Annotated in this window: 16 protein-coding genes; 6 read left to right on the top strand and 10 right to left on the bottom strand. The window is 69.0% G+C overall.

Annotated features, from left to right (window positions below; genetic code table 11):
* Nucleotides 1-202: 202 nt before the first annotated feature.
* Nucleotides 203-4,549 carry an FG-GAP-like repeat-containing protein gene (locus AC1RN0_RS05295; protein ID WP_492786382.1) on the top strand — a complete coding sequence of 1,449 codons (4,347 nt, stop codon included), beginning with the start codon at nucleotides 203-205 and terminating at the stop codon, nucleotides 4,547-4,549.
* Here the strand turns inward: AC1RN0_RS05295 and AC1RN0_RS05290 are convergent.
* Nucleotides 4,507-5,358 carry a hypothetical protein gene (locus AC1RN0_RS05290; RefSeq protein WP_492786381.1) on the bottom strand — a complete coding sequence of 284 codons (852 nt, stop codon included), beginning with the start codon at nucleotides 5,356-5,358 and terminating at the stop codon, nucleotides 4,507-4,509. The two genes, AC1RN0_RS05295 and AC1RN0_RS05290, sit on opposite strands and share 43 nt — an antisense overlap.
* A gap of 517 nt (nucleotides 5,359-5,875) precedes the next feature.
* Here AC1RN0_RS05290 and AC1RN0_RS05285 point away from each other — a divergent pair.
* Nucleotides 5,876-11,011 (top strand): beta strand repeat-containing protein, encoded by a 5,136-nt coding sequence (locus AC1RN0_RS05285; protein ID WP_492786380.1) that lies wholly within the window; start codon nucleotides 5,876-5,878, stop codon nucleotides 11,009-11,011.
* A 6-nt stretch (nucleotides 11,012-11,017) separates the two neighbouring features.
* On the opposite strand, the gene AC1RN0_RS05280 is transcribed toward AC1RN0_RS05285, so the two are convergent.
* From AC1RN0_RS05280 to AC1RN0_RS05265, 4 genes are all read right to left on the bottom strand, one after another.
* Nucleotides 11,018-14,164: an efflux RND transporter permease subunit gene (locus AC1RN0_RS05280; protein WP_492786379.1), complete on the bottom strand. Its 3,147-nt coding sequence runs from the start codon at nucleotides 14,162-14,164 to the stop codon at nucleotides 11,018-11,020.
* Entirely contained in the window at nucleotides 14,164-15,279 is a 1,116-nt protein-coding gene (locus AC1RN0_RS05275) for an efflux RND transporter periplasmic adaptor subunit (RefSeq protein WP_492786378.1), read from the bottom strand. Before AC1RN0_RS05275 ends, AC1RN0_RS05280 begins: the two co-directional genes overlap by 1 nt.
* Before the next feature lie 121 nt (nucleotides 15,280-15,400).
* Nucleotides 15,401-16,003, bottom strand: coding sequence for a hypothetical protein (locus AC1RN0_RS05270; protein ID WP_492786377.1), 603 nt, complete (start codon nucleotides 16,001-16,003; stop codon nucleotides 15,401-15,403).
* A gap of 173 nt (nucleotides 16,004-16,176) precedes the next feature.
* Nucleotides 16,177-16,953: a class II aldolase/adducin family protein gene (locus tag AC1RN0_RS05265; RefSeq protein WP_492786376.1), complete on the bottom strand. Its 777-nt coding sequence runs from the start codon at nucleotides 16,951-16,953 to the stop codon at nucleotides 16,177-16,179.
* A gap of 147 nt (nucleotides 16,954-17,100) precedes the next feature.
* Between AC1RN0_RS05265 and AC1RN0_RS05260 the strand changes: the two genes are divergently transcribed.
* Entirely contained in the window at nucleotides 17,101-18,591 is a 1,491-nt protein-coding gene (locus AC1RN0_RS05260) for an amidase (RefSeq protein WP_492786375.1), read from the top strand.
* A 7-nt stretch (nucleotides 18,592-18,598) separates the two neighbouring features.
* Here the strand turns inward: AC1RN0_RS05260 and AC1RN0_RS05255 are convergent, their stop codons facing one another.
* The 3 genes from AC1RN0_RS05255 to AC1RN0_RS05245 all read right to left on the bottom strand — a co-directional run bounded on the left by AC1RN0_RS05255 (nucleotide 18,599) and on the right by AC1RN0_RS05245 (nucleotide 21,796).
* Nucleotides 18,599-18,964 carry an iron chaperone gene (locus AC1RN0_RS05255; protein WP_492786374.1) on the bottom strand — a complete coding sequence of 122 codons (366 nt, stop codon included), beginning with the start codon at nucleotides 18,962-18,964 and terminating at the stop codon, nucleotides 18,599-18,601.
* Nucleotides 18,965-19,062: 98 nt separating this feature from the next.
* Nucleotides 19,063-20,814: a class I adenylate-forming enzyme family protein gene (locus tag AC1RN0_RS05250; RefSeq protein WP_492786373.1), complete on the bottom strand. Its 1,752-nt coding sequence runs from the start codon at nucleotides 20,812-20,814 to the stop codon at nucleotides 19,063-19,065.
* A gap of 94 nt (nucleotides 20,815-20,908) precedes the next feature.
* Entirely contained in the window at nucleotides 20,909-21,796 is an 888-nt protein-coding gene (locus tag AC1RN0_RS05245; RefSeq protein ID WP_492786372.1) for a LysR family transcriptional regulator, read from the bottom strand.
* A 75-nt stretch (nucleotides 21,797-21,871) separates the two neighbouring features.
* On the opposite strand from AC1RN0_RS05245, the gene AC1RN0_RS05240 reads away from it, so the two are divergent.
* From AC1RN0_RS05240 to AC1RN0_RS05230, 3 genes are read left to right on the top strand one after another with little or no spacing between them, the layout of a single operon-like run.
* On the top strand, nucleotides 21,872-22,429 hold the full coding sequence (locus AC1RN0_RS05240; protein WP_492786371.1) for a carboxymuconolactone decarboxylase family protein: 558 nt from the start codon (nucleotides 21,872-21,874) through the stop codon (nucleotides 22,427-22,429).
* Between the two features lie 11 nt (nucleotides 22,430-22,440).
* Nucleotides 22,441-22,890, top strand: coding sequence for a YHS domain-containing (seleno)protein (locus tag AC1RN0_RS05235; RefSeq protein ID WP_492786370.1), 450 nt, complete (start codon nucleotides 22,441-22,443; stop codon nucleotides 22,888-22,890).
* 8 nt (nucleotides 22,891-22,898) lie between these two features.
* On the top strand, nucleotides 22,899-23,390 hold the full coding sequence (locus tag AC1RN0_RS05230) for a hypothetical protein (protein ID WP_492786369.1): 492 nt from the start codon (nucleotides 22,899-22,901) through the stop codon (nucleotides 23,388-23,390).
* Here AC1RN0_RS05230 and AC1RN0_RS05225 read toward each other — a convergent pair.
* A complete protein-coding gene (locus AC1RN0_RS05225; RefSeq protein ID WP_492786368.1) occupies nucleotides 23,387-23,707 on the bottom strand; it encodes a hypothetical protein in 321 nt (106 codons plus the stop codon). The genes AC1RN0_RS05230 and AC1RN0_RS05225 overlap by 4 nt on opposite strands.
* Nucleotides 23,708-23,736: 29 nt before the next feature.
* The gene (locus tag AC1RN0_RS05220) at nucleotides 23,737-26,442 is read right to left on the bottom strand and encodes a valine--tRNA ligase (RefSeq protein WP_492786367.1); all 2,706 of its coding nucleotides are present in this window, start codon (nucleotides 26,440-26,442) and stop codon (nucleotides 23,737-23,739) included.
* Nucleotides 26,443-26,487: the final 45 nt, after the last annotated feature.

Raw genomic sequence — 26,487 nt, 5'->3', positions numbered from 1 at the left:
GCCTTTCAAATTACCGCCCCCATTCTGAGCAACGATTGTCATGGCCTCGACCAATGAGGGTGTGCATCACATCACGCTGGGGGCATGGATACCGTCGATTCACGGGGTGGCCTAGCGCGCCGACTGCGGTCGGCGTCCTCCGCCATGGTACGCGCCCGATCAGCCGACGGGCGCGGTCTCTCTGCCTGTGAGGATCGCCGTTATGACCGCCCCTACCCTTACCGATTTCAACGATCCGACCTTTGACGAGAACACCGTCAACGTGACGCCGCAGGTGATCGACAGTGACGTCAGCTTCACCGATCCGGACGAAAATTTCGACGGCGGAACCCTGGTGGTCTCCGGCCTGCTGGCCGAGGACCGGGTGTCGATCGCCAGCGGCGCGACGATCAGGCTCGTGGCCGGCGTGGTCTACTATGACTCCGACGGCGCAGGCGGCGGGCTGCCGATGGAGATCGGCACGGCCAGCGGCGGCGTCGGCACGGCGTTCTCGGTCGTCTTCAATGCCAACGCCACCTCGGCGATCATCGAAGCCCTGATCGAAAGCCTGACCTACGCCAATGTCAGCCAGAACCCGACCGAAACGCGGGCGCTGACGATCAACGTCACCGACGCGTCCGGCCAATCGCTGTACGGCGTTCCGACGTTTCAGGAATTGAGGGACTTCGACAATCCCTTCCAGGGCATTGACCCCGGCTCCGACAGCTTTCCGGCTTTCGCGGACCTAGACGGTGACGGCGACATGGACCTCGCTGTCGGCCATTCCATCAGCGCCATCGCCTATTACGAAAACACCGGTTCGGCCCAGGTTCCGGCCTTCACCCAGCGGACCGGAGCCCAGGACCCGTTCAATGGTATAATCATTCCTGGCACAACCGCGCCCACGTTCGGCGACCTGGATGGAGATGGCGATATCGACCTGGTCGTCGGACTGGGCAACGGCCAGTTGCTCTACTTCGAGAACACCGGATCGTCCTCGTCGGCCCAGTTCACGGCGCGCCTGTCCTTCAGCAATCCGTTCAACGGTCTGGACGTCGGCGACTACAGCAAGCCGAGCCTGGTCGATCTCGACGGTGACGGCGACCTTGATGTCGTCGTCGGCGCGCTGAACGGCTCCCTGACCTATTTCGAGAACTTCGGCTCGGCCTCGACTCCGCAGTTCGGCGGCGGCAGCAGCCTGAGCGGCATCAGCGTCGCCGACCGTTCGTCGATCACCTTCGGCGACGTGGATCACGACGGGGATCTCGACGCCCTCGCCGGCGACATGTTCGGGAGCCTGCACTACTTCGAGAACATCGGCACGGCGTCTTCGCCGGATTTCGTCGAGCGCATCGGCAACGACAACCCCTTCGGCGCCTTCTCCATCGACGCGAAGGGCGCTCCAACGCTCGTCGATCTGGATCACGACGGCGATCTGGACGCGGTCGTCGGCCAAACCAACGGCATCCTGCAGTATTTCATCAACGTCACAGCCCCGCCGCCGTCGATCACCGTCACGGTGACCGCCCAGGACGACCCGACGACCGCGACGGGCGTTCCGACCGACGTGACGGTCACGGCTGCGACAGCCTCGAACGTGGACCTGTCGTCCATCACGCTCTCCGATCCGGATACGACCGGTCAGATCGTCCTTCGCCTGACCGTCGGGTCGGGCACGCTGGCCGGGACGCAGTCCGGCGGCGTCTCTGTCAGCTCGTTCGGGACGATCATGTACCTGTCGGGCACGCTGTCGGACCTCGACGCCTGGCTGAACACGCCGGCCAACATCAAGTACACGAGCGCTTCCGGCGTAGTCGGCGACAACGCCGTGACCCTGACCGTCGCGACCAGCACGGACTTCTTCAACTTCACGACGCTTGGGACGGTCAATATCGACATTCCCGAGCCCAACCACGCGCCGACCCTGTCGGGCCTGGCCGCCTCGATGACCTTCGGCGAGAACCTGGTCAACGCGACGCCGCAGCTGCTCGACGCCAACGTCACGTTCGCGGATTTCGAAGGCAACTTCAGCGGAGGAACCCTGACGGTCTCCGGCCTGCTCGCCGAGGACCGGGTTTCGATCGCCAGCGGCGCCATCATCAGCCTGTCCGGCGGGACGGTCTCCTATGACGCCGACGGCGCGGGCGTCGGATCGGCCGTGACCATCGGCACGGCGACGGGCGGAAGCGGCGCTTCCTTCACCGTGACGTTCAACGGCGCCGCCACTTCGGCGATGGTGGACGCCGTCATCGAGAGCCTGACCTACGCCAATGTCAGCGACGCGCCGACGGTCACACGCACCCTGACGATCAACGTCATCGACGCGGCGGGCGCTGGCCTTCCCTCGCCCACGGCTTTCAGCCTTCAGGACGGCAGCAATCCGTTCTCCGGCATGACGTTCGGCAACAGAGCCGCTGCGACCTTCGGCGATCTGGATGGGGACGGTGATCTCGACGCCATCGTCGGCGTTCCCTTCACCGGCCTTCAGTATTTCGAGAATACCGGCGCCGCCGCGGCGCCGGTGTTCCAACAGAGGACCGGGGCGGCCGTTCCGTTTGACATCATGCCGGGTGATCAGGCGCCCGCGCCGGTGCTGATCGACCTGGACGCCGACGGCGACCTTGACCTGGTGTTCGGCGCCAACGACGGGACGATCCGGTATCAGGAGAACATCGGCACGGCGCTGGCCCCGGCCTTTGTCGAACGGACAGGTGCGGCCAATCCCTTTGTCGCCGTAGACGAGACCTTCCGCGCGTCGCCCGCGTTCGGAGACGTGGACGGAGACGGCGATCTGGATATGGTCGTCGGCGAGGCCTATGGCGAAGTTCTGAACTATTACGAGAATACCGGCACGGCCGGGGCGCCGGTGTTTGTCCTGCGCACAGGGGCGGCAGATCCCTTCAGCGGCCTCAATGTCGGACGAGACAGCAATCCATTCCTGGTGGACATCGATGGCGACGGTGACCTGGATGCGGTGGTCGGCCAGTCCAATGGCACGCTCACCTTCCTCGAGAACACAGGCTCTGCTGGCGCTCCGAGGTTCGTTGCCCGGAGCGGCGCCGCGAATCCCTTCAATGGCGTGACCGTTGGCTATGAAAGCATGCCGACATTCGCCGACCTGGATGGCGATGGCGATCTTGACGCCCTTGTCGGCAACTATATCGGTTACTCCGCCCCCTATGGCTTGGTGCCGGCCAACCTCAAGTTCTTCCAGAACCAGACGGTCCACAACAGCGTCAGCACGACGATCACCGTCACCCCTGAAATCGACGCCATCCTCGGCGGCGCAACGGCGGACAGCCTGACCGGATCGGGCGCGGCAGATCTGATCGACGGCGGAGCCGGTGACGACTTCCTCGACGGCGGAGCCGGCAACGACACCCTGATCGGCGGCGTGGGCGCGGACTACCTGCGGGGCGGAACCGGCGCGGACGCCATGACCGGCGGCGCGGGCAACGACACCTACGTTGTCGACAACGCCGGCGACACGACCGACGAAGCGGGCGGCGACGGGGTCGACCTGGTCATTTCGGCCGTCAGCTGGACCCTGGGCGCGGGCTTCGAGAACGCGACCCTGGCGGCGCCCGGCGGGGCGATCAACGCCACCGGCAACAGCCTGGACAACGTGCTTCTGGGCAACAGCTCGGCCAACGTCCTGTCGGGCCTGGACGGTAACGACACGCTGCTGGGCGACGGCGGCGCCGACACGCTGAACGGCGGCAACGACAATGACACCCTCGACGGCTCGGTCGGCAATGACGTCCTGAACGGCGACGCCGGCGTCGACACCCTGATCGGCGGGCTGGGCCATGACACGCTCGACGGCGGGACCGGGGCCGACAGCATGACCGGCGGCCTGGGCAACGACAGCTATGTCGTCGACGACGCCGGCGACACCGTCATCGAGGCCTCCGGCGAGGGGACCGACACGGTGACGGCCTCGATCACCTACACCCTGGGAAACAACCTCGAGAACCTGACCCTCAGCGGGGCCGGGTCGATCAACGGCACGGGCAACGCCCTGCGCAACACGATTATCGGCGGCGGCGGGGCCAACGTCCTGCACGGCGGCGGCGAGGTCGACACCATCACCGGTCTCGGCGGCGCCGACACCCTCTACGGCGATGACGGCAACGACGTGCTCGACGGCGGCGACGCCGACGACCTGCTCTACGGCGGCAACGGAACCGACCGGCTGACCGGCGGGGCGGGGGCAGACACCTTCGCCTTCACCGACCTGGACATCCACCGGTTCAGCACCGGCGCGGGCCTCGTCGAGAAGGACACCATCGTCGACCTCAGCTTCGCCGCCAACGACCGCATCGACCTCTCGGCCATCGACGCCAATGTGAACAGCGGCGGCGACCAGGCCTTCACCTTCGTCTCCGGCTTCACCCGCGTCGCCGGCCAGGCGGTGCTGTCCTACAACGGCGCGGTGACCACCCTGCAGCTCGACGTCGACGGCGACGGCAAGGCCGACTTCCGCATCGAGATCAACGGCAACCTCACCGCCACCACCGGCAACCTCTACACCGGCGGCGGCGACACCAACGGCGGCTGGGTGCTCTGAGCGCCCTGCCCGTTCGCCGCGTCGTCGGCGAACACCACCGGCGGACCGCCGAACAGAAGGCGGGCGCTGCCGACCATCATGTCGGTGGCGCCCGCGACGAGAGTCTCGAAGTTGGTCAGCAGATCCTCCGAGAACCGCTCGCCGTCGGCGGTCGGGACCAGCAGACCGCGGTGACGCGCCTGTCGGAGCAGACTGACGACCTGCATCCGCGAGGTCCCGCAGCGCCGGGCCAGGTCAGGGACATTGAAATCCACCGTCCCGCGGGGCGGGAAGACGTCCCCCGGGCGGCCCCCCTTGAGCATCTCGCAGAGAATGCCCACCCCCGCGAACCGCTGCGAAAAGGTGTCGACGGGATTGCTGACCGTTCCCCCCGCCTCCATCGTCAGCAGGGCGACCTCGCCGATGATGGCGATGTAGGCGGAACAGACCCCCGGCTCGTCGAGGCGCGCCAGCAGGGCGGCCATGACCGGATCGGTGTCGCGCCGCGCCTCGAGCTCCAGCCGCAGCCGCGCGCGGAACGCCGCGCGCAGCCGGTCCGTCGTGCGGTAGTGCTTCTCGCGCCCGTTGCGGGCTTCCGGCGCGGGTTCGATAAAGCCGATGAAGCGCAGGTAGCCGAGGATGGTGCGGGCCCGCCCCGGCCCGGACAGGTTCGACCGCCGCATCGCATCGCTCATCCGCGCCAGGGTCAGCCCGCCCGGCGTGGCTTCCAGCCAGCTCACCCAGGCGCCGGCGGTGAAGCGGCCCATGTCCTGCAGCAGGCGGCTGAGCTCTCCGGCTGGCCCCGGCAGCGGCGCCCAGACATCGACCACACGCCGGACCTGTGCGCTGAAATCCGGCATCGCCCGACGGCGCAGATGCGGCAATTCCTGGATCAGGGCGCGCGACAGCGCCCGAGGCCCCCACGCGCCCCCTAGATTACAGCCGTCGACCGACACACGCCCCGAACCCTGAATGCCCCCGGAATCGGCCGTCACCAGCCGCCGATCGCATCTAGCTGAACGCCGTTCACGATGTAATGTCGCGAGCCCCGAAATTTCCGGGCGCAGGCCGAAACGCCGCAATTTCGGGCACGCGCCGGCCGCAGCGCGGCGGGCGACGTTTTCGCCCGGGACGCGAGCCAAACCCAATTCGGGTAACGTTTTCAGTAACCCTGTCTGTTTTTTTCCATTCACCGCGCGGTCGCGCGCCGCGAGGTTCCGCGCTTGGCCGATTGTCCGAAACCATCGCCGCGGAAGCCTTCTCGCGGGCCGGATGCTGACCGGACTCCCGGCCCCTCTGACCTGTTTGTCCGGCCCTCCCCGGCCGATGCGAGAGCTCTGAAACACGATGACCGCCCCTACCCTGACCGGCACTTCCAGCGCGACGTTCAACGAGAACACCGTCAACGCGGCGCCCCAGGTGATCGACTCGGCCGTCGTGTTCACCGACCCGGACAATGACTACAACGGCGGCACGCTGGTCGTCAGCGGCCTGCTGGCCGAAGACCGGGTCTCGGTGCTCAGCGGCCAGTTCATCAGCCTATCGGGCGGCGTGGTCTACTACGACGCCGACGGCGCCGGCGGTGCCGCGGCCGTGGCCATTGGCACAGCCGCCGGGGGCTCGGGCACGACCTTCACGGTGACTTTCAACGCCAGCGCCACGTCGGCGATGATCGACCTGCTGATCGAGAACCTGACCTACGCCAATGTCAGTGACACGCCGACGGCGAGCCGGACCCTGACGATCAACGTCACCGACGCGGCGGGCGGCAGCACCGGTGTGGTGTCGCCGGTCTTCACCGAAGCGACTGGCGCGGCCAATCCGTTCAACGGCTTCTCCACCGCGAACAACAGCATTCCCGCGCTGGTCGACATCGATGGCGACGGTGACATGGACCTCGTCGGCGGTAGTTCCGGCGGCTCGCTCTTCCTCTGGCGCAACGGCACGACGGGTACGTCGGGCGCGTTCACCGCGGTGACCGGCGCCAGCAACCCGTTCAATGGTCTTTTTACTGGCTTCCAGAGCCAGCCGGACTTCTTTGACATAGACCAGGACGGTGACCTTGACCTGCTTGTCGGCAATCAGGACGGCTCGCTTGTCACCTACAGGAACGGGACCAACGGGAGCGCCGGCGCCTTTACGGTGGTCACTGGCGCCAGCAATCCGTTCAACGGCGTCTCGGCCGTCCCGGGCGGCTTCGCGGCGCCGACCTTCGCCGACGTGGACGCGGACGGCGATCGCGATCTGATCGTTGGCAGCGAACAGGGCACATTGCAGTTCTACCGCAACACCGGGGGCGTCTTCACCCTGGTCACCGGCGCGCAGGATCCGTTCAACGGGGTCGACTATGGCCATTGGGCGAAGACGGCCTTCGCCGATGTCGACGGCGACGGCGACATCGACATGATCCTGGGCGAGTACGCCGGACGGCTGGATTTCTATCGCAACGGGACCAACGGCGCCTCCGGCGCCTTCACGCTCGTGTCGGGCGCGTCAAACCCGTTCAACGGCGTGGATGTCGGCTTCGTCAGCGCACCGGAATTCGGCGACATCGATGGCGACGGCGATCTGGACATGGTGGCCGGCGGCCTGAACGGCCAGTTCCGCACCTGGATCAACAACACCCCGACCATCCCGACCGTCGCCATCACCGTCACCGCCCAGAACGACGCGCCGTCGGCAACCGGCCTGCCGACCGACGTGACGGTGACCGAGGACACGGCCTCGACCCTCGACCTCTCGGCCATCACCCTGAGCGACGTCGACACGGGCGGCGCGATCACCGTCGTCCTGACCGCCTCGGCCGGCACGATGACCGCCGCGAGCGGCGGCGGCGTGACCGTCAGCAACTCGGGAACCGGCGCGATCACCCTGTCCGGCACGGCCTCGGCCATCGACACCTTCCTGAACACGGCGTCGAACATTCTCTACACGGGCGCGTCCAACGCCAGCGGCGACAATGCCGCGACCCTCACCGTGACCGCCGATGACGGCGCCGGCGCGGTCGCGCTGGGCACGGTCAACATCGACATCACCGGCGTCAACGACGCCCCGACCCTCTCCGGCGTCGCCGCCTCGGCGACCTTCGGCGAGAACCTCGTCAACGCCACACCGCAGATCATCGACGCCAGCGTCACGTTCGCGGACCCCGACAGCAACTACAACGGCGGGACCCTGACCGTGTCCGGCCTGCTGGCCGAGGATCGCGTGTCGATCGCCAGCGGCGCCGTCGTCAGCCTGTCGGGCGGCACGGTCTACTACGACGCCGACGGCGCGGCCGGCGCCCCCGCCGTGGCCATCGGCACGGCGACGGGCGGGTCAGGCGCCACCTTCACCGTGACGTTCAACGGCGCCGTCACCTCGGCGATGGTCGACGCGGTCATCGAGAACCTGACCTACGCCAACGTCAGCGACACGCCGACGGCCAGCCGCACCCTGACCATCAATGTCACGGACGCGGCCGGCCGCGACGTCGCCGGCGCCACCGCCTTCTCGGCGGTCACCGGCGCGAGCAGTCCGTTCGACGGCATCGACTCCGGCTTCCACTCGCGCCTCGCCCTGGGCGACTTCGACAACGACGGCGACCTGGACCTGGTGCTCGGCAACAACGGCGGCACGGTCCAGTATTTCGAGAACACCGGCACGGCCACGGCGCCGGTCTACACCGCCCGCACCGGCGCGGGGGTCCCGTTCGACGGCCTGAACGTCGGTGGCAATCCCAAGACCTTCATCGCCGACGTCGACGGCGACGGCGACCGGGACGTGCTGTTTGGTCTCGTCGACGGCACGATCGCCTACTACGAGAACACCGGCACGGCCGCGTCGGCGACGTTCACCGTTCGCACCGGCGGAGCCAATCCGTTCAACGCCACGACGGTGGGCAGCGAAGGCACGCCGACGCTGGTCGACATCGACAATGACGGCGATCTCGACCTGTTCGTCGGCGACGGCAGCGGGGGCATCAGCTACTTCGAGAACACCGGTTCGGCCGGGGCGCCGACGTTCACGGCCCGCGCCGGCGCGGCCAATCCGTTCAACGGCGGCGGCTTCGGCAACCTCGCCGGCGTGGCCTTCCTCGACAAGGACGGCGATGGCGACCTCGACGCGATCATCGGCCGCCAGAACAGCGGCATCCTCTACTACGAGAACACCGGATCCGCCTCGGCTCCGGTGTTCGTCGCCCGCTCCGGCGCGTCCAATCCGTTCAACGGCGTCAGCATCGGCAGCGGCTGGAATCCGCCGACCGTCGCGGACGTGGACGGCGACGGGGACGCCGACGTGGTCTTCGGGGAGCTGTTCGGGACCCTGTTCTACTACCAGAACACCGCCTCGCACGGTCAGTCGATCACCATCAACGTCACGGCCCAGGCCGAGCCGGTCATCGGCGGCGCGGGGTCGGAGACCCTGACCGGTACGGCCGATGGCGAGGTCGTCGACGGCGGCGACGGCGACGACATCCTCAATGGCCTCGGCGGCGATGACACGCTGGTCGGCGGCGCGGGCGCAGACCGCCTGCGCGGCGGCACGGGCGCGGACACCATGCAGGGCGGCGCCGGCAACGACACCTATGTGGTCGACAACGCCGGCGACACCACCGACGAGACCGGCGGCGACGGCGTCGACACCGTGGCCTCGACGATCAGCTGGACCCTGACCGCCGGCACCGAGAACCTGACCCTCGCGGGCTCGGCGCCGCTCAACGGCACGGGCAATGCCTCGGACAACGTCCTGACCGGCAACAGCGGGGCCAACATCCTGTCGGGGATGGATGGCAACGACACGATCAACGCCGACGGCGGCAACGACGCCGTCAGCGGCGGCGACGGCAATGACACGCTCAATGGCGAAGTCGGCGACGACGTCCTCAGCGGCGACGCCGGCGCCGACACCCTCAACGGGGGCAGCGGCGCGGACACGCTCGACGGCGGGACCGGGGCCGACGCCATGGCCGGCGGCGCGGGCAATGACATCTACTATGTCGACGATGGCGGCGACACGGTCACCGAGAACGCCGGCGAAGGAACCGACGAGGTCCGCGCGGCCATCACCTACACCCTCGGCGGCAACCTCGAGAACCTGACCCTGACCGGGAGCGGCGACATCGGCGGGACCGGCAACGGCCTGCGCAACATCATCACCGGCAACAGCGGGGCCAACACCATCTACGCCGGCGGCGAGGTCGACACTGTCAGCGGCGGTGACGGCAATGACACGATCTACGGCGAGGCGGGCAACGACGTTCTCAACGGCGACAACGGCGCCGACCTGCTCGACGGCGGTGACGGCGACGACATCCTGGCCGGCGGCGCGGGCGCGGACTACCTGCGCGGCGGCGTCGGGGCCGACCGCATGACCGGCGGCGCGGGCAACGACACCTATGTGGTCGACAGCGTCGGCGACACCACCGACGAGACCGGCGGGGACGGCGTCGACACCGTCATCAGCCGGATCACCTGGACCCTGCGCGACGGCACCGAGAACCTGACCCTGGCCGCGCCGGGCGGGACGATCAACGGCACCGGCAACGCGGCGGACAACGTCATCCTCGGCAACAGCGCGGCCAACGTGCTGTCGGGCCTGGGCGGCGACGACAGCCTCAACGGCGATGGCGGCAACGACACTCTCTACGGCGGCGACGGCGCCGACACGCTGGACGGGTCGGTGGGCGCCGACACCCTCTATGGCGAGGCCGGCAACGACAGCCTTATCGGCGGGGCCGGCAACGACGTCCTCGACGGCGGGACCGGCGCGGACTCGATGGCCGGCGGCCTGAACAACGACACCTACTATGTCGACAACGCCGGTGACACGATCGTGGAGGGCGTCGGCGAAGGGACCGACTCCGTGGAGTCCTCGGTCAGTTACACCCTGGCCGACAACGTCGAGAACCTGACCCTGCTGCTGCTGGCCGGCAACATCGACGGGACCGGCAGCAATGTCCGCAACACCATCATCGGCACCCGCGGCGACAACGTCCTGCATGGCATGGGCGATCTGGACACCCTCTACGGCGGGAACGGCAACGACACCCTGTACGGCGACGACGGCAACGACGTGCTCTACGGCGAGAACGACAACGACACCCTGTACGGCGGCAACGGCGAGGACTCCCTCACCGGCGGCGGCGGGTCGGACACCTTCGTGTTCACCAACCTCGACATCCACCGCACCGGTCTCGGCCAGTCGGCCGACAAGGACAAGATCCTCGACCTGGCGTTCAACTCGAACGACCGGATCGACCTCTCGGCCATCGACGCCAACGTCAACCTCGCCGGCGACCAGGCCTTCACCTTCGTCAGCAAGTTCACCCACGTCGCCGGCCAGGCGACCCTGGCGTTCAGCGGCGGGGTTACGGTGCTGCAGCTCGACGTCGACGGCGACGGCTACGCCGACCTGCGCGTCGAGATCACCGGCAACCACGCCGCCACCACAACCAACCTCTACACGGGCGGCGGCGACACCAACGGCGGCTGGGTGCTCTAGGGCGCCCTACTCCGCCGGGGCGGCGCCGGTGGTCGCCTCGTCGTGCTCCCAGGCTTCGATCTGGCGGGCGGTGTACTCCGGCGACTTCGTGAAGCGGGCCAGCAGGTTGTAGAACACCGGCACGACGAACACGGTCAGCATGGTGGCGAAGATCGCGCCGAAGAAGATCGTCACGCCGATGGTCTGTCGGCTGGCCGCGCCCGCGCCCGACCACAGCATCAGCGGCAGGGCCCCGAAGGCGGCGGTGATCGAGGTCATCACGATCGGCCGCAGGCGCAGCACGGCGGCCTCGATGACGGCGTCATGGATCGACCGGCCGGCGTCGCGCAGCTGGTTGGCGAACTCGACGATCAGGATGCCGTTCTTGGCCGCCACCCCGATCAGGATGATCAGGCCGATCTGGCTGTAGGTGTTGATCGTCTGGCCGCTGAGCAGCAGGCCGAACAGACCGCCCAGCGCCGCCAGCGGCACGGTGAGCATGATCACCGCCGGGTGGATCCAGCTCTCGAACTGCGCCGCCAGCACCAGGAAGACCAGCAGCAGGGCCATGCCGAAGGCCAGGCCCACGGCGCCGGAAGCCTCGAGGTAGTCCTTCGCCTGGCCGTCCCAGGTGTAGGTCACGCCGGGGGCCGGGTTCTTCTGAGCCTCGGCCTTCAGGAAGGCCACCGCGTCGGCCACGGTGTAGCCGGGCGCGAGCTGGCTGGTCAGGCGCACCGAGCGCTGGCGGTCGGTGCGCTGGCGGTCCGGGGTGTCGCCGTGCAGCCTGGTCGTGACCACGGCCGACAGCGGCACAAGGGTCCCGGAGCCGGCGCGGACATAGAGGGTGTTGAGGTCGCCGAGCGTGCGGCGCTTGTCGAGATCGGTCTGGACGATGACGTCATATTCCTGGCCGCCCTTGATGAAGGTCGTCACCCGGCGCGAGCCGAACATCGTCTCCAGCGCGCGACCGATCACCTGTGGCGTCACGCCGAGCGAGGCGGCCTTCTCGCGGTCGATCTCGACCGACAGGCGCGGCGCGGTGGGCTCGTAGTCGAGCCGGGGCCGCGAGAAGCCCGGATTGGCCTGCATCGCGTCGCGGATCGGCTCCAGCCAGCGGGCGATCTCGCCATAGTCGTTGCCGAGGCCGACGAGGTCGACGTTGGTGCCGCCGCCCTGCCCGCCGCCACGCTGGAAGGCGCCGCGCACGCTGGCCACGGCCCGCACGCTGGTCAGCTTGCTGAGGCTCTTGTTGAGCTCGTCGGCGACCTGGTCGGAGGTCTTCTTGCGCTCGCCCCACGGCTTCATCACCAGCACCCCGTTGCCGGTGTTGAACTGGGACGCGCCGAAGCGCGGGATGCTGACGACGTAGCGGTCGACCTCGCCCTGCTGGGCATAACGCTTCATCGCCGCCTCGACCTTGTCGACGGCGGCGCGGGTGTAGTCGAAGCCGGCGCCCTCGGGGCCGGAGATGCTGATGTCGACGCGGCCGCGGTCCTCGGCCGGCACCAGTTCCTGCGGCAGGACGACGAACAGCCCGCCCGCGACGAGGGCCAGCGCCAGCACCAGCGCCAGCGCGCCGAAGCCCGCGACGCGGGTCGACAGCAGCATCTCCAGCGAGTGGCGGTAGGACTCCTTGACGCGGTCGACGGCCGTGTCGACGCGCCGCGCCAGCCAGCCGTTGCCGGAGGCCGGCCGCAGCAGCTTTGACGCCAGCATCGGCGACAGCGACAGGGCGAGGAAGGCCGAGAAGGCCACGGCCGAGGCGATGGCCACGGCCAGTTCGACGAACAGCCGGCCGATATAGCCGGGCAGGAACATCAGCGGCCCGAACACCGAGATCAGCACGATGGTGGTGGCGATGACCGCGAAGAACACCTGTCGCGCCCCGCGCGTGGCGGCCACCGTGGCCGGCTCCCCGTCATCGACGCGGCGCTGGATGTTCTCGACCACCACGATGGCGTCGTCGACCACCAGGCCGACCGCCAGCACCAGCGCCAGCAGGGTCAGCAGGTTGAGCGAAAAGCCCAGCGGGGCCAGCACGATGAAGGTCGACAGCAGACAGATCGGCGCGACGATCGACGGGATGATCGCCGCCCGCCAGCTGCCGAGAAACAGCAGGTTGACCATCGCCACCAGGGCGATGGAGATGCCCATGGTGATCCAGACTTCCTTGATCGCCTCGGCGGTGAACTGCGAGGAGTCCACCGCGATGACGATCTTCGTGCCCTCGGGCAGGGTCGCGTTGATCGCCTTGACCTCAGCGCGGGCGGCCTTGGCGATGGCCAGGTCGTTGGCCTGCGACTGACGGCTGAGGGCCAGGCCGATCTGGTCGACCCCGTTGCCGCGGAACACGCGGCGGGCCTCGGCGGGCCCCTCCTCGATGCGGGCGATGTCGCCGAGCCGGGTGACATAGGCGTTGGCGGCCGCGGCCTGGCCGGCGACCTTGACCGGCAGGGTGGCGAAATCCTCCGGCCGCGAGTAGCCGCGGTTGACCCGGATGGTGAAGTCGCGCGCCGTGCTCTCCAGCGCGCCGGCCGGCAGCTCGACGTTCTGGCTGTTGAGCGCGGTCTCGACGTCGTCGACGGTGATGCCGCGCGCGGCCATCTGGTCGGCGTCGAGCCAGATGCGCATGGCGTAGGTCGGGCCGAGCAGGTTGACCGTGGCCACGCCCGGGATGGTCGACAGCCGCTCGACAAGGAAGCGGTCGGCGTAGTCGGCGAGCTGGAGCGGATCCAGCGTCGTCGAGGTCATGTTGAGGATCAGGATCGGCGAGGAGTCGGCGTTGGCCTTGGCGATCTGCGGCGGGTCGGCCTGGTCCGGCAACTGGCTGACCACCCGGCTGGCCGCGTCGCGCACGTCGTTGGCCGCCGTCTCGAGGTTGGTGTCGAGCTTGAAGGTGATGTTGATCTGGCTGCGGCCGTCACGGCTCGACGACGAGACCCGGTCGATGCCCTGGATGCCGCTGACCTGGCGCTCGAGCACCTGGGTGATGCGCTCCTCGACGATTTCCGCCGAGGCGCCGCGATAGGTGGTCGAGATCGACACCACCGGGGGATCGACACTCGGCAGCTCGCGGATCGGCAGGCTGAGGAACGAGGCCAGGCCGATCACGCAGAGAATGATGGCCGCGACCGCCGCGAAGACCGGCCGCTTGACCGACAGGTCCGAGAGCATCAGCCCGCCTTCCGGGCCGGCGCCGCGCCGCCCGGGCGCTGGCCGCCGCCGACCTTGACCGGCTGGCCGTCCTGGATGCGGTTGAGGCCGTCGGCGACGATCTTCTCGCCGGCCCGCAGGCCGCCGGTGATCTCGACGAAGCCGCCTTCGGTCGCTCCGGTCTGGACCGCCTGCTTGCGGGCCGAGAAACCGTCGGCGCGGGGGGTGATGACGAAGACGAAGGCCTGGTCGCCCTCGAACTGCACGGCCGCCTCGGGCACGGCCAGACCCTGGCGGGCGCCGTGGGCGATCGACACGCGCATCAGCATGCCGGGCTTGATGCGGCCGCCGGGGTTGGCGAATTCGGCGCGGGCGGTGATCGCCCGGGTGGTGGCGTCGATGCGGCTGTCGAGCCGGGCGATGCGGCCCCTGAAGGCCTCCGTCGGCCAGGCGTCGGCCCTGGCGACGATCGGCGCGCCCTCGGCCAGCACCGGCACGTAGCGGTCGGGCACCTCGAAATCGACGCGGACCATGGTCAGATCATCAAGGGTCACGATGGCCGCCCCGGGACTGATCAGGGCGCCGGGCGCCACGTCGGTCAGGCCGACCACGCCGGAGAACGGCGCCCGGATGACCCGGTCCATCTTGCGGGCGCGGGCCGCCTCGACGCCGGCGCGGGCCGTGTCCAGCGCCGCGCGGTACTGTTCCGCGGTGGCCCGGGGCGCGATGCCCTGGTCGGCGAGCGTCTTCCAGCGGGCGTAGTCGCGCTCCGCCTGGGTCTGGCGGGCCTGGGCCTCGATCAGGCCGGCGTCTTCCTCGCCCGCCTTCAGTTCGACCAGCACCTGGCCGCGCGACACCTGCTGGCCGTCGCGGAAGCGCACGGCCGTGACCAGTTCGCTGGTGTTGGAGGTGATGGTGACCGACTCACGTCCCTTGGCGACGCCGAGGGCCTCGATGCTGTCGGCGAACGGACGCTCGGCGACCACGACCTGCGACACGGCCGAGGCGCGACCGGCGCCGCCGCCGGGTCCGCCCTTGCCCTTGGGCTCGGCGGTGGCCAGCTTGATCCCGCCGCCGACCAGCATCAGCGCGAGCAGTGTGGCGGCGGCGATCAGGAAGAAATGACGGCGGATCACGAACAACTCCGGGCGCCGACACAGCCAGCGACATCTGGACGCACATATAGGGGCATTGCCGCTCGCGTAAACTGTAATGCGGTGACGCTTGCGTGACGCTCTGTTTCAGTGCCGCAACAAATCAGAACAACCGCCAGACAGCGAACACGGGTCCGCCTTCAAGCGGCGTCGACCGGCCGGCGACAGACTGTCTCCAACCGGCCTGAAAACGCCAGTCGCCGACCCTGCGGACGGCCGAGATCTCGAGCTTGAGCCAGCGAGGATCATTTCCACCCCGGTCGGCCTGGCCGGCATAGGCCTGCGCCAGGATCAGCCAGCGGTCCCTCGGCTCCATGCCGAGCGTCAGGTCGGCCCGAGTCTCGTCGGGCAGGCCCGAGCGGTCCAGTCGCGCCAGTTGCGCATCGACGAACGCCGCCCTCCCGGCCGCCGTGAAGGCGCGGCCGACCAGCAGGCGGGCCTCGACATCCGCGCCGCCCGCGCCCGGCGCGGCGTAGCCGGCGTTGCGCCCCTCCCCCGCCAGCGCCGCGCCGACATAGAGGCTGACCGCCGACCGGTCGGTGCGCAGGAGGCTGTAGCGCAGGCCCAGCTCCAGCGGCCCCCGGCCGGCATAGTCGGCGAAGCCGTCCTCACCGCGCGTCCAGCCGACCTGGCCCTGCAGCGTCAGCCGGCGGGTCAGGCCCCGCTCGACATAGAGGCTGACCGCGTCGTCGGCCCGGTCCTCCATGGCGACGCGGTCGCCGGAGGCGTCGAAGGCCTGGTCGGCCGTCGACCGTTCGTACTTCAGAATGGCCAGGGTCTCGCCCGGCGCCTGGGGCCAGGCCCCGGCAAGCGCCGGGCGCGAAAAAGCCGTCGCGAGCAGCAGGCCCGCGACGGCTCCCTCAAATCCCGGCGATCGGGCTAGGCGTCGTAGCCCGGCAGGCTGCGGTCCAGCTGGCGCAGGCAGCCCGGCCAGGCCAGGTTGCCGATCGCGCCCATGCCGCGCCCCATCTGGCTGCGCACTTCCGCCTGGGCGGCGTCCGGCGCGTTCAGCACGCCGTCGCGTCCCGCCGAAAGGGCCATGACCTGCTGAAGGCATGCGCGCTCCAGATAGAACATGTTGAGCCAGCAGGCCGCCGCCGTCTCGCCCACGGTCAGGGTGCCGTGGTTGCGCAACAGCATGGCGGACTTGTCGCCCAAGTCAGCCACAAGACGCTCGCGCTCGTCAAGGTTGAGGGCGATGCCCTCATAGTCATGATAGGCGAGTTGCGGCAGCACGATCAGCGCGTGTTGCGACAGCGGCAGCAGGCCGCCCTGCTGGGCCGAGACGGCGACGCCCTGGTCCGAATGCAGGTGCATCACGTACATCGCGTCCTCGCGGGCCGCGTGCACCGCCGAATGGATGGTGAAGCCCGCCGGATTGATGAAGTACGGCGTCTCCTGCTGCACCCGGCCCTCGAGGTCGATCTTCACCAGCGAACTCGCGGTGATCTCGTCGAAGAACATGCCGTAGGGATTGATCAGGAAGTGGTGCTCGGGTCCCGGAATGCGGGCCGAGATGTGGGTGAAGATCATGTCGTCCCACCCGTGCAGGGCGACCAGGCGATAGAGGGCGGCCAGATCGACCCGCGCCTTCCACTCCGCCTCGCTGACCGTTCCCTTCAGCGAGCTGACGCCCGCCATTGATCCGTCGGCCATGGCGCTTCTCCTCCCGTGTGTTTCGTTGGCGGGAAAGTCGCGCCGCCTGACGCCCGCGTCAAGCGCCACGCCCGCTTGCGAACCGGCGTTCGACCGGCCAATCTGAACGCCAGTCACGAACGCGCGAGACGTTCGAGGGAGGGCTTCATGACCAACTTCACCCGCCGCGGCCTGATGGCCGCGTCCGCCGCCGTCGCCGCGATCCCGGCGCTCGCCGAGGCGAAGCCGAAGGCCGCGCCCGTCGCGCCCTGGACGCCGGACGCCACGACGCTGGCCGGCATGATCCGCCGCAAGGAGATCAGCACCGTCGAGGCGGTCGAGGCGGCGATCCGCCGGGCCGAGACCCTGCAGCCGCAGCTGAACTTCATCGTCAACTCCGACTTCGACCGGGCCCTGGACGCGGCGAAGAAGGGCGGCCAGACCGGACCGTTCGCCGGCGTGCCCTTTCTGGTCAAGGATCTCGACGACTGGGCCGGCCTGCCGACCCGCTCGGGCAGCCGCGGCAACATGCTGAACCCGCCGGCGAAGACGACCGATCCCTATGTGCAGGCCGCGGTGAACAGCGGCTTCATCGTCATCGGCAAGTCGGCCTCGCCCGAGTTCGGCTACCTGCCGACGACCGAGCCGCTGGCGCTGGGCCCGACGCGCAATCCCTGGAACGTCGGCCACTCGACGGGCGGCTCGTCGGGCGGCGCCGCCGCGGCGGTGTCGTCGGGCGTGGTGCCGCTGGCCCACGCCAGCGACGGCGGCGGCTCGATCCGCATCCCGGCGGCCAACTGCGGCCTGTTCGGCTTCAAGCCCTCGCGCGGGCGGCTGGCCGGCAACATGGGCCTCAAGGTCGTCGACCTGTCGGTCAATCACGCCGAGACCCATTCGGTGCGCGACTCGGCGGCGCTGTTCGCGGCGACCGAGCGCACCGACGCCGCGGCCCCCTACCGCCCGGTCGGCTTCGTGCAGAAGGCCACGCGCAAGAAGCTGCGGATCGGCATTCTGGCCACCGGCGGCACGGGACGACGCCCCGACGCCGAGGTCCAGGCCGGCCTCGACGGCGCGGTGAAGCTGCTGCAGTCGCTCGGCCACCGGGTCAGCGAGACTGAGTGGCCGATCGACTCCGCCCGCTTCGGCCAGGACTTCCTCACCCTCTGGTCGGCCGGCGCGGCGATGGACATCGCAGCCATGAGCAAGGCGCTCGGCCGCGCGCCCGACACCAGCATGGCCGAGCCTTTCTCGCTGGCCATGGCCGAGCTGATCGCCAAGGCCCCCGAAGGCGCGGTGGAGGCCGCCATCGGCCGGCTGGAACAGGCCTCGGCGGCCTATGACGGCTGGTTCGCCAACTATGACGTCATCGTCTCGCCGGTGCTGGCCAAGCCGCCCGTGCCGCTGGGCTATGTCTCGGGCGACGTGCCGTTCGCGGTGCTGTCGGAGCGGCTGACCGACTACGTCGGCTACACCCCGCTCGAAAACGTCGCCGGGGCCCCCGCCATGAGCGTGCCGCTGCACTGGACGGCCGACGGCCTGCCCGTGGGCATCCAGTTCGCGGCGAAGGCGGGCAATGACGGACTGCTGTTCCAGCTGGCCTACCAGCTGGAGGCGGCGCAGCCCTGGGCGGGACGCAGGCCGCCGGTGAACGCGGGGTAGGACGGCCTCAGCACCCCGCGCCCTTATGGGCGCGGATGTGCCGGAGGATTTCGGCGACGAGATCGAAGTCGATCTTTTCCGGATTGCGATAGCGGATGCAGCCGCCGCCGAGGCTGGCGCCCTTGAGGCGGTCGCGGAAGGCCTCCACGGCGCCCTTCCCCGCGTAGAGCGAGATGTACTGCTTCTGGCTGTTGTAGCTGAACACCGGCGGGCCGGCTTCGGGGCCAAAGCCCGGCATGCCGTAGGCCATGGTCTCGACCCAGCCGGTGAAGATCTCGCGGCCGAGGTCGCGCACCCGGCTCATGGCCGCAAGGCGGTCCGGCTCGAGCGTGGCCATGTACTCATCGACCGTAGCGGCGGCGGACTGGACCATGCGGGTGCTCCTGGTTCGGAGGGGACAGGCGCTCCCTAGCGTGTCCCCATCGGCTTGAAGCGGCAAGGGACACGCACTGAAGTGCATGTCCCTGTTCTTCACGCCGTCTCGAAGACCTTCTTCAGCTCGTTCTTGAGGATCTTGCCGTTGGCGTTGCGCGGCAGGGTCTCGTGCCAGAAGACGACCTTCACCGGCACCTTGAAGGCGGCCAGGCGGTCGGCGACGAACGCGCGCAGCTCCTGTTCGGTGGCGTGGGCGCCTTCCTTGAGCGTCACGACCGCCGCCGGCTCTTCACCCAGCGTCTTGTGCGGGATGCCGACCAAGGCCGCGTCCATCACCGCCGGATGATCGTAGAGAACGTTCTCGACCTCGATGCAGTAGATGTTCTCGCCGCCGCGGATCAGCATGTCCTTGGCCCGGTCGATGATGAAGCAGAAGCCCTCCTCGTCCAGGCGCGCCAGGTCGCCCGTGCGCACCCAACCGTCGACGAAGGTCTGGGCGGTGGCTTCCGGCTTGTTCCAGTAGCCCTTCACGACCTGCGGCCCCTTGCACCACAGCTCGCCGACGGCGCCGATCGGCAGTTCGGTGTAGGGCGCCTCGACGGTCATGATCTTGAGGTCGGTGACCGGCACCGGCGGGCCGCAGCTGTCGGGGCGGTGCTCGTAGTCCTCGGCCGAGTTGGAGGTGGCGGTGGCGCTGGTTTCGGTCATGCCCCAGCCGTTGCCGGCGTGGGACTTGGGCCAGACTTCCTTGATCTTGCGCACCAGTTCCGGCGCGGAGGGCGCGCCGCCGTAGGCCATGCTCTCGATCGACGACAGGTCGTACTTCGCGCGCGCCGGATGCTCGATCAGCTGCCAGGCGATGGTCGGCACGCCGCCGGCGCTGGTCAGGCGCTCGCGCTCGATCATCTGCATCGCGGCCTCGGGATCCCAGCGGCGCATCATGGCCAGCTTGGCGCCGGCGTAGAGGGTCGGGTTGAGCACCGCGAAGCAGCCGGTGGCGTGGAAGAACGGCACGCTGAGCAGGCTGCCCTTCTGCGGCAGGGTCGGATCGGGCGCAGGCGGCGTTTCGCCCCGGCGCAGGAAGGCCCGCGCGCCGGCGCAGAGGGCCGAGAAGATGTTCGAATTGACGTTGCGGTGGGTGGCCAGGGCGCCCTTCGGCTTCCCGGTGGTGCCCGAGGTGTAAAAGATGGTCGCGTCGTCGTCGGCGTCGATCGGCGTCGTCGGCAGGGCGGTGTCCGGCAGCTTCGCCCAGTCGTTGGGACCGCCGATCGCGTCTTCCAGCTTGCTGACGAACGGGTGCGCCACCTCGTCGACCATCCGGCTGACGAAGACGTGCTGCAGGTCGGGGCAGTTGGGGAAGTGCTCGGCCAGACGGTCGAACCGCTCGACGTCGACGACGCAGATCTTGGTGCCCGAGTCGGTCAGGCCGTATTCCAGTTCCGGTCCGGTCCACCAGGCGTTCAGCGGCGTGACGATCGCGCCGAGGCTCGAGGCGGCGTAGAAGGCCACCGGCCATTCCGGCAGGTTGCGCATGACGATGGCGACCCGGTCGCCCTTGACGACGCCCTTGTCGGCAAGCGTCCTGGCGAACGCCGCCACCGCGCGGTGGAAGGCCTCGAAGCTGACGCGCTCGTCTTCGTGGACGAGGAAGATCTTCTCACCGTGCGCCCGGCCGATGGTCACCACGTCGCGCAGCGTCGGCGGCGCGTTCTTCCAGACCCGGGTCTTGATCCCGCGGATCTCGACTTCTTCCATCTCGGTCGGCATGCCCGGCGCGGTGAGGATCGCGTAGGCCTCGCGGACGGTCATCGCGGGCCAGGGCTTTTCGGTCTGGGCGGCTTGGGTCATGCAACGTCTCCCTGGAACACTGAAGGGGCGTTCTTGCCGACGCCTCGCGCCGTCAAAAGCACAGGCGCGGCAGGCATGCAAACGTCTGTTTGACCTAACGTCGCCCCGACAGCGCCGGAAGCAGGAAATCGAGGTAGGCGCGGGCCTTTCGGGGCAGTTCGGGCGCCGCCCAGAGCGCGTGCAACTCAAGGTCCGGCCCGCTCCAGTCCGGCAGGACGCGCACCAGCCGGCCGTCGTCGATCAGCGAGTCGACGAGGAAGGCCGGCAGCAGGGCGACGCCCAGGCCCTGCAGCGCCAGGTCCAGAACCGCCTCGCCCGAACTGGCGCGGGTTTCGCCGCGCACCTCGACCGTTTCACTGCGGCGGCCGTCGGACAGCGGCCAGCGGCGGCCGAAGGTCAGACCCGTGAAATCGAGCGTCGGGCAGTCGTTGAGATCGCGCGGCGTGCGGGGCGCCCCCACCCGCGCCAGCAGCTCTGGCGACGCGACGAGCCGCCGCCCGTAGGCGCCGAGGCGGCGGGCGGTCAGGCGGGAGTCCTCCAGCGGGCCAAGACGGAAAGTCAGGTCGACCGCCTCCGCCACCGGGTCGACCCGCTCGTCGCGCAGCACGAACGCCAGCCGCATCAGCGGGAAGGCCCGCAGGAAGTCCGCCGTGCGCGGGATGAGGGCGGCGCGGCCGAAGGCCACCGAGGCGGCCACGCGCAGCAGGCCGGTCGGGGTGCGATCCAGCCCCCGGACGGCGGCCTCCAGCCCGTCCGCCTCGGCCAGCACCGCGCGGGCGCGATCCAGCGCCAGACCGCCGGCTTCGGTCAGGGTCAGACTGCGGGTCGAGCGGGCGAACAGCCGCGCGCCGAGCTGTGTCTCCAGGGCCCCGAGCAGACGGCTGGCCGCCGGCTGGGTCAGGCCCATCTCGCGGGCCGCGCGGGAAATGCCGCCCGTCTCGGCGGCGCGAACGAACAGGCGATAGGCGTCCAGACGATCCATTCATGCCCACATTGCATGAATATGATGCCAGATCACGGGATTATCGCCAGCGCGGGACGTCGGCATAAGGTCGCCATGGCCCAGTTCCCGCTCCACACCCGCGCCACCGCCCCGTTCGAGGCCAAGCCGATCCTTGATCAGGCCAGCCAGACCATGGGCTACGTCCCCGCCCTGCTGGCCCAGATGGCCGAGGCCCCGGCCCTGCTGGAAGGCTATGCGGCGCTGTCGGCGATCTTCCGCAAGACCGGCTTCACCCCGGCCGAGCAGCAGCTGGTGCTGCTGACCGTCTCCGTCGAGCACGACAGCCACTACTGCACCCCGGCCCACACGGTTCGCGCCCGCGATGCCGCCATCGATGAGGCGACCCTGGCCGCCGTGCGCGCCGGACGGCCAGTGGCCGACGCCCGGCTCGAGGCCCTGCGCCTGTTCACCGTCAGGATGATCCGCGAGCGCGGCTTCGTCGCCGACGCGGACCTGGACGCCTTCGTCGCCGCCGGCTTCACCCGCGCCAACGCGCTGGAGATCATTCTCGCCGTCGGCCTCAAGACCCTGTCGAACTACGTCAACCACATCGCCGAAACGCCCCTCGATCCGCACCTCGTCGCCGACGCCGTCGAGCGTCGGGTCGCCTGAAGGAAACCCCGATGAAACGCCTGATCCTCGCCGTGGCGATCGCCGCCGCCGCCCTGCCCGGGGCCGCCCTGGCCGCCAGGCCGCCGGTCTACACCGCCCCGTTCTCGCAGGTCGGCGCCGGCGGCTACGATGTCGTGGCCTACTTCACGGCAGGGCGGCCCGTGAAGGGTAATCCGCAATTCGCCACGGACTGGAAGGGCGTCAGCTGGCAATTCAGTTCCGCCGCCAACCTCGCGAAATTCAAGGCCAATCCGGCCGCCTATGCGCCGCAATACGGCGGCTACTGCGCCTGGGCCGTGGCGCACGACTACACGGCCAAGGGCGATCCGCTGAACTGGAAGATCGTCGGCGGCAAGCTGTACCTGAACTATAACGCCGACATTCAGAGCAAATGGGTCAAGGACATCCCCGGCTACATCCGGCAGGGCGACGCCAACTGGCCCGGCGTCCTCGGAAAGTGAGCCCGGCCATGAAACGCTTCCTGAAATACGTCCCCGACCTGATGGCCGTGTTCATGGCCGTCATCTTCCTCGACAGCCTGCGCTACAAGTTCACCGACCATCCCAAGACCCAGGTGATCTTCGGCCTGCTCGACGGCTGGGCCGCCGGCCTCGGCGCGGCGGGCCTGTTCGGCCACACCGGTCTGTTCTCGCAGTATGTCATCGGCTCGATCGAGCTGCTGGCCTCGACCCTGTTGATTGTCGGGCTGCACCCGCGGTTCAAACATCTTCAGGCCGGCGGGGCGTTGGCCGGGCTGCTGGTGATGACCGGAGCGGTCAGTTTCCACCTGTTCACGCCGCTGGGCACGGACCCGAACCACGACGGCGGCGGCCTGTTCATCGCCGCCTGCACCAACCTGGTCTTCGCCGTCCTGCTGCTGGGCCTGTTCCGGCGGTCGGCGCTCGTGGAGCTGGGGCGGCGGGTCGCGGCCATCATCGCCCCGGCCCCGCGCGGCGCCTAGCCAATCAGTTCGACGGTCGTCCCCTCGAACACGCTCTTCAGTTCGGTCTGGTGGATCGGCGTATCCTCGTCGAACAGCGTGAAAGTCACCGGCTCGAAGCAGGTCTTCTCGAAGCGCGCCACCCCCGCCGACGGCGGGGGCGAGGCCGTCACCGTCAGCGCAAAGGACCCGTCCGCCGCCTTTTCCGAATGCGCGATCAGCGTCACGCCCGAGAGCGTGAACGGGATCGGCCGGGAGGTGCGGATCCTGCCGCCGATCTCGGCCTCGACCCGGGCCGTCAGGACGGGCGTCCGCTTCGCTGGGGTATTGGCTGCCATTGTCGGCCCTTCCGTTGTTGTCTTCAGGTTCAGGCCACGCTGGCCAGCCGTTCGAGCGCCGCTTCCAGCTTGGCCCTGGCGGCTTCAGCGTCGGCGAGCTTTTCGCGATTCTCCTCGATCACCTCTTCCTTGGCCTTGGCCAGGAAGTCCGGGTTGCCGAGCTTGCGGTTGACCCGCTCGATGTCGGCGAGATGGCCGGCGATCTCCTTGGTCAGGCGGGCCCGTTCGGCGGTGAGATCGATAAAGTCGGCGATGGCGATGGCTGCGGTGGCCTCGCCGATGGTGAACGGCGCCGAGCCGGCGGGCGGATCGCCCTCCTCCGCCGAGCCGAGACGGCCGAGCGTCAGGATCAGGTCGCGGTGGCGGGCCAGCCGCGCGCGCGTCTCCTCGCCGGCGCCTGACAGGGTCAGGGGCACGCGGGCGCCCGGCGGCACGTTCATCTCGGCGCGGATCGAGCGAACCTCGGTGACCAGGTCGACCAGCCAGCCGATCTCGGCCTCGGCGCCGGCGTCGATCCAGTCGGCCGGCAGATCGGGCCAGCGGGTGGTCATCAGGAAGCCGTCACGGGCAGGGCCGCCCTCCTCCGCCGTGCGGGCCCACAGCTCCTCGGTGAGGAACGGCATGACCGGGTGCAGCAGCAGCAGGCACTGGTCGAGCACCCAAGCGGTCATGGCCTGGGTTTCGGCCTTGGCCGCCTCGTCCGATCCGTTGAGGATCGGCTTGGCCAGCTCGACGTACCAGTCGCAGAAGACGTTCCAGATGAAGCGGTAGAGCGCGCCCGTGGCCGCGTCGAAGGCGCAGGACTCCAGAGCCTCGGTGACGGCGGCGGCCGTCTTCACCGCCTCGCCGCGGATCCACTTGTTGATCGTCTGGTTGACGCCGGCCGGGTCAAAGCCCTCGACGCGGGCGCAGCCGTTCATCTGCGAGAAGCGCGTCGCGTTCCACAGCTTGGTGCCGAAATTACGATAACCTTCAATACGCTGCGTCGACAACTTGATGTCACGCGCCTGGCCCGACATGGCCGTCAGGGTGAAGCGCAGGGCGTCGCAGCCGTACTGGTCAATGAGCTCCAGCGGGTCCATGACGTTGCCCTTGGACTTGCTCATCTTCGCGCCGGATGCGTCGCGCACCAGGGCGTTGATGACCACCCGCTGGAACGGAACCTCGCCGGTGAAGTGCAGGCCCATCATCATCATCCGGGCGACCCAGAAGAAGATGATGTCGAAGCCGGTGACCAGGGTGTGGGTCGGATAGAACCGCTCCAGATCGGCGGTCTTTTCCGGCCAGCCGAGCGTCGAGAACGGCCACAGGCCGGACGAGAACCAGGTGTCGAGGACGTCCTCATCCTGCTTCAGCGCCTTGCCGCCGGCGGCGGCGCGGGCGGCCTCCTCGGTCTCCTCGACGTAGACATTGCCGTCCTCGTCGAACCAGGCCGGGATCCGGTGGCCCCACCACAGCTGGCGGCTGATGCACCAGGGCTGGATGTTGCGCATCCACTCGAAGTAGGTCTTGTCCCAGTTCTTCGGCTCGAAGACGGTCGCGCCCTCCTCCACGGCCTTGATGGCCGGCTTGGCGAGGGTCTCGGCGTCGACGTACCACTGGTCCGTCAGCCAGGGCTCGATGACCACGCCCGAGCGGTCGCCGTGCGGCACCATGTGGCGGGTCTTCTCGGTGCCCTTGAGCAGCTCGAGCTCCTCGAAGCGGGCGATGATCATCTTGCGCACGACGAAACGGTCGTGGCCGACGAACTCGGCCGGGGCGTTCTCGTTCACCCTGCCGAAGGCGTCGAGGATGTTGATCGCCTCCAGCCCGTGGCGCTTGCCGACCTCGAAGTCGTTGAAATCGTGGGCCGGGGTGATCTTCACCGCCCCCGAGCCCTTGGTCGGGTCGGCGTAGTCGTCGGCGACGATCGGGATCGAGCGCCCGACGATCGGCAGCTTCACGGTCTTGCCGATCAGGCCCTTGTAGCGCTCGTCGTCGGGATGCACGGCGACGGCCGTATCGCCTAGCATGGTCTCGGGACGGGTGGTGGCGACGACGATGTAGTCGCGCGTCTCCCACTCCGTGGCCCTGCCCTCGTCATCGAAGGCGACCGGGTACTGATAGGTGACGCCGTTCTCCAGCGGATAGGCGAAGTGCCAGTAGGCGCCGTCGACCTCCTTCTGCTCGACCTCGAGGTCGGAGATGGCGGTCTGGAACTGCGGGTCCCAGTTCACCAGCCGCTTGTCGCGGTAGATCAGGCCGTCCTTGTAGAGCTGGACGAACACCTTGCGGACGGCGGCCGACAGGCCCTCGTCGAGGGTGAAGCGCTCGCGCGACCAGTCGCAGCTGGCGCCCAGCCGGCGCAGCTGGTTGACGATCACGCCGCCGCTCTCGGCCTTCCATTCCCAGACCTTGGCGACAAACGCGTCGCGGCCCATGTCGCGGCGGCCGACGTTGCCGGCGGCGGCGAGCTGGCGCTCGACGACCATCTGGGTGGCGATGCCCGCGTGGTCGGTCCCGGGCAACCACAGGGCCGCCTTGCCGCGCATGCGCTGGAAGCGGATCAGCACGTCCTGCAGCGTGTTGTTCAGCGCATGGCCGATGTGCAGGCTGCCGGTGACGTTGGGCGGCGGGATGACGATGCTGAACGGTTCCGCGGCCGGATCGTCGGTCGGGGCGAACGCGCCCGACTCTTCCCAGGCCTTGTAGAGGCGCGGTTCAACGGTCTGCGGATCGAAGGTCTTGTCGAGCATGGGATCTGGACACGGCAAAAGGGCGGCGCGCTGGCTGCGGGCCGC

It is taken from the genome of Caulobacter sp. GW821-FHT12F03, assembly GCF_058806855.1.
Note: the sequence above shows the minus strand (reverse complement) of the source record. Positions and strands in the feature narration are given on the sequence as shown.